The organism is Photobacterium sp. OFAV2-7 (genome assembly GCF_022347985.1).
Classification (GTDB): Bacteria; Pseudomonadota; Gammaproteobacteria; order Enterobacterales; family Vibrionaceae; genus Photobacterium.
Genome location: NZ_JAKRFQ010000619.1, coordinates 1 through 3,212, shown reverse-complemented (window position 1 = coordinate 3,212; position 3,212 = coordinate 1). Strand labels below are relative to the sequence as shown.

General features: G+C 46.0%; 5 protein-coding genes. All 5 read left to right on the top strand.

The window, feature by feature from the left end:
- A partial coding sequence (locus MHN01_RS21875; RefSeq protein ID WP_239413421.1) for a BCCT family transporter occupies nucleotides 1-839 on the top strand: 839 nt, incomplete at its 5' end.
- Nucleotides 840-1,033: 194 nt separating this feature from the next.
- Nucleotides 1,034-1,432: a hypothetical protein gene (locus tag MHN01_RS21870; protein ID WP_239413419.1), complete on the top strand. Its 399-nt coding sequence runs from the start codon at nucleotides 1,034-1,036 to the stop codon at nucleotides 1,430-1,432.
- Between the two features lie 143 nt (nucleotides 1,433-1,575).
- Nucleotides 1,576-2,184 carry a CDP-alcohol phosphatidyltransferase family protein gene (locus MHN01_RS21865; protein ID WP_239413417.1) on the top strand — a complete coding sequence of 203 codons (609 nt, stop codon included), beginning with the start codon at nucleotides 1,576-1,578 and terminating at the stop codon, nucleotides 2,182-2,184.
- 14 nt (nucleotides 2,185-2,198) lie between these two features.
- Entirely contained in the window at nucleotides 2,199-2,570 is a 372-nt protein-coding gene (locus tag MHN01_RS21860; RefSeq protein ID WP_239413416.1) for a hypothetical protein, read from the top strand.
- Between the two features lie 291 nt (nucleotides 2,571-2,861).
- A partial coding sequence (locus MHN01_RS21855; RefSeq protein ID WP_239413415.1) for a LysR family transcriptional regulator occupies nucleotides 2,862-3,212 on the top strand: 351 nt, incomplete at its 3' end.

The following is a 3,212-nucleotide window of genomic DNA, read 5'->3' as shown; positions in this document are numbered from 1 at the left end:
TGATTCTTATCGTGGGCCCAACCTCTTTCATCATCAACCAGATGACCAATGGTTACGGCCTGATGCTACAGAACTTCATCCGCATGAGCCTATGGACTGATCCAGTCGAAGGCGGTTCGTTCCCAACCTCATGGACCGTATTCTACTGGGCATACTGGATGACTTATGTTCCATTCATGGCACTGTTTGTTACCAAAGTATCTAAAGGTCGCAAGCTGAAAGAAGTGATCGGCAGCATGGTTATTGGCGGCAGCGCCGGCTGTTTCATCTTCTTTGGTGTTCTGGGCAGCTTCAGTATGAACGTGCACCTGACGGAAATCGTGGATGTTACCCGTTCTATCACCGAAAACGGCGGCTCAGCAACAGTCATAGCGGTGCTAAACACCCTGCCTGCAAGCGCATTGTTTATCATTATCTTCGCGGTAATGTCGACATTGTTCCTAGCGACTACGCTTGATTCGGCATCCTTCACATTGGCGGCAACGGCAGCCAACCAATTGGATGAGAATGCCAACCCACCGACAGCACTACGCCTGTTCTGGTGTTTAATTCTGGCGGCCGTACCACTGGCGATGATGTTTATCGACGCGCCGCTAAATACCGTTCAGACGCTGGCTATTGTGACCTCACTTCCGCTAATGATTGTGATATTTATCATGCTCTACGGCTTCAGCAAGTGGCTAAAAGAGGACTTTGGTGGTGAAACGGAAATCGTTGCTAATCAATCCACCAGCAAGATAACGACCGAAGCGAAGAAAGAGTCAGCCAGCAATACAACGGCAAGCGCCGATGATAGCGAAGCAGCTGCCTACCTGTCGCCATCAACTAACGAAGGTTAAAAAGCAAGCGTAACACTATTGCTGCTACCAAAAATCCTCTGCCAGTGGCGGAGGATTTTTTTATTCATCAGCACACTGCTCATTTACTGAATTCATGCCACCCATTCACACCTGACAAATGCGTACAAATTCATACACAAAGTTAATTGCTGGCGTATTAGGATCACAGGTCATTAATGGATTATGGGTTTTACATGTTACGCAAACCATTCTATCTCCTACTCTTTTTATCGAGCAACGCTTTTGCCGCGCAGTGCAATTTGCACAGCGTTAATACTGTTGATATCAAAGCCGAAAAGCAGTCAGTTATCCTCAATGAAGAAAACAAAGTACAGAGTATTCTAGCAAGTCCTTCCCAACGCTGTGCCAGTGTTCAGTTCACTATTTCGGGAAGTGGAAGCCGTCTTATATCAACCTTCCGAGACTCATTCACCGCCGTACTATTCGACGGAGAAGAAATTACTGCACAAAGCCTCAAAATGAAAGACAACCAGACTGACAGAATCTCATTCGGAAAGCGCTACAAGCATGAGGGTTTTGTCTGCTTTGGCGAACAACAAGTCCCTATCTCAGAGATCCGTTGCGAGCTATAAGCAAGTAGAAAATCTAACTAAATATCTACCGTTCAACCTAGATTTACAGGCTTAGAGAAAGGCTTACGGGATCAGTTCAGAAAAATACCACGGGTAATGGTATACACTGGTGTTAGAGGCAGCAGCAGGGAACGGTACCTATCATGGCCTGTCGTGTGATCAAGCAAATTCCTAACATCTTGACGACATTACGTCTCATTTTGGCAGTGCCGATTTGCCTGTTGATCCTGGAGAGAAATTACTCGACCGTGTTGTGGATTGCCTTCTTCGCCGGAGTCAGTGACGGGCTTGACGGTTGGCTTGCTCGCAAGCTGGATGCCATCAGCCGCTTCGGAACAATCGCCGATCCTCTTTCAGATAAAGCGATGCTAATAAGTGCATTTATCGCCTTTGCCATCGTAGGATTAGTCCCTGTTTGGGTCGCCGTAATCGTCATCGTTAGAGATGTGATCATTCTCGTCGGGGCTATTGCCTATTACTGCCTTTTTGGACGCTACGAAATCGAACCAAGCTTTTGGGGCAAGGCAAGTACGTTTGTACAGATTGCCTTTGCTCTCATGCTAATCACGCAACAGGTCTACCCTATTTTGCCCGAAATCTTTTTCGAAATTGGTCTGTGGCTGCTGATTTCTTTGGTATTAATCAGCGGCGGACATTATGTCTTCACCTGGGGAAAGAAAAGCCTCACTGAACATAGCAGTAAAAGCCAAAACCAAGACCAAAACCATTCCAAACACAGCCAGCACCCATAGATAGCGCAGTTATTATGACCTCGATCATCATACTTTTTGGCACGCTAATCTTTCTTATCGGGATAGTCATTCTCGTTAGACCAACAGTGGTGTTTGGTTATCTGAGACGGCACCTCGGCAGCCTGCAAATCCACGTACTGGCCGTTGTTGTCAGGTTGATTATTGGTTTTTTGCTGATCGCTCAATCCGATATTTCAAGGTTTCCGTTCATCATTGAGATCATCGGCTGGGTGTCGCTCATTGCCGCTTTTATTCTAGCTGCCATCGGCCGTCGCAGCTTCCACCGTCTGATGGCATGGGCCCTGTCTTTTGCTAAGCCTTACGGTCGTATTGGCGGTACTCTCGCCGCAGCATTCGGTGCCTTTCTTGTTTATGCCTTTGTATAGCAGTTATAACACTAAGCGCTTTGAGACCGCTTAGTATCTCTTGTCCGATAACCGAGAGGCGAAATACTCAACGACCGCTTTAATGGCTAGATTACGGGTTCCCGTTTGATGATAGAGCAAATGCAGGTAGAAGTTACTTAGGGCATAGTCAGGCAAGAGCAGAACTAATAACCACCTTTAAATTGAATGAAGGGATTTGTAATCAGTTAATTGTTACGGTATACCATTTTTATTTTGATATGGAATTCAATATCTCTTCATGTCAACTTTTCACGGAGCGCCTGTATAACGATGATTAACCTCTCAGTTGACGATCTCAAGCTCATCAACCTTATCGCCAGCCAAGGTAGTTTTGCAAAAGCTGCAGATATACTGAATCTGACTCGGCCAGGCGTTAGCCGACGGATAAAGTCTATTGAAGCCGGTCTACAAATTTCGCTCTTTAAACGTACGACCCGAAAACTCGAATTAACTTATGAGGGTCGGCTTTTTGTGGAACACACTATGGCGATGGAGGAGCATTGGCTTCAGGCGATAGGAGAAATACAAAGTCATAAGGCCGAGCCGACAGGTAAATTGACAGTGTGTAGTTTGGATCTGCTTAACCGTCGTCTGACACAAAATTGTTTAGCTGATTTTATA

What these genes read in the sequence shown, in the direction of transcription:
- MHN01_RS21870 (WP_239413419.1), top strand. Translation starts at nt 1,034, where the DNA reads ATGTTACGCAAACCATTCTATCTCCTACTCTTTTTATCGAGCAACGCT.
- MHN01_RS21865 (WP_239413417.1), top strand. Translation starts at nt 1,576, where the DNA reads ATGGCCTGTCGTGTGATCAAGCAAATTCCTAACATCTTGACGACATTA.
- MHN01_RS21860 (WP_239413416.1), top strand. Translation starts at nt 2,199, where the DNA reads ATGACCTCGATCATCATACTTTTTGGCACGCTAATCTTTCTTATCGGG.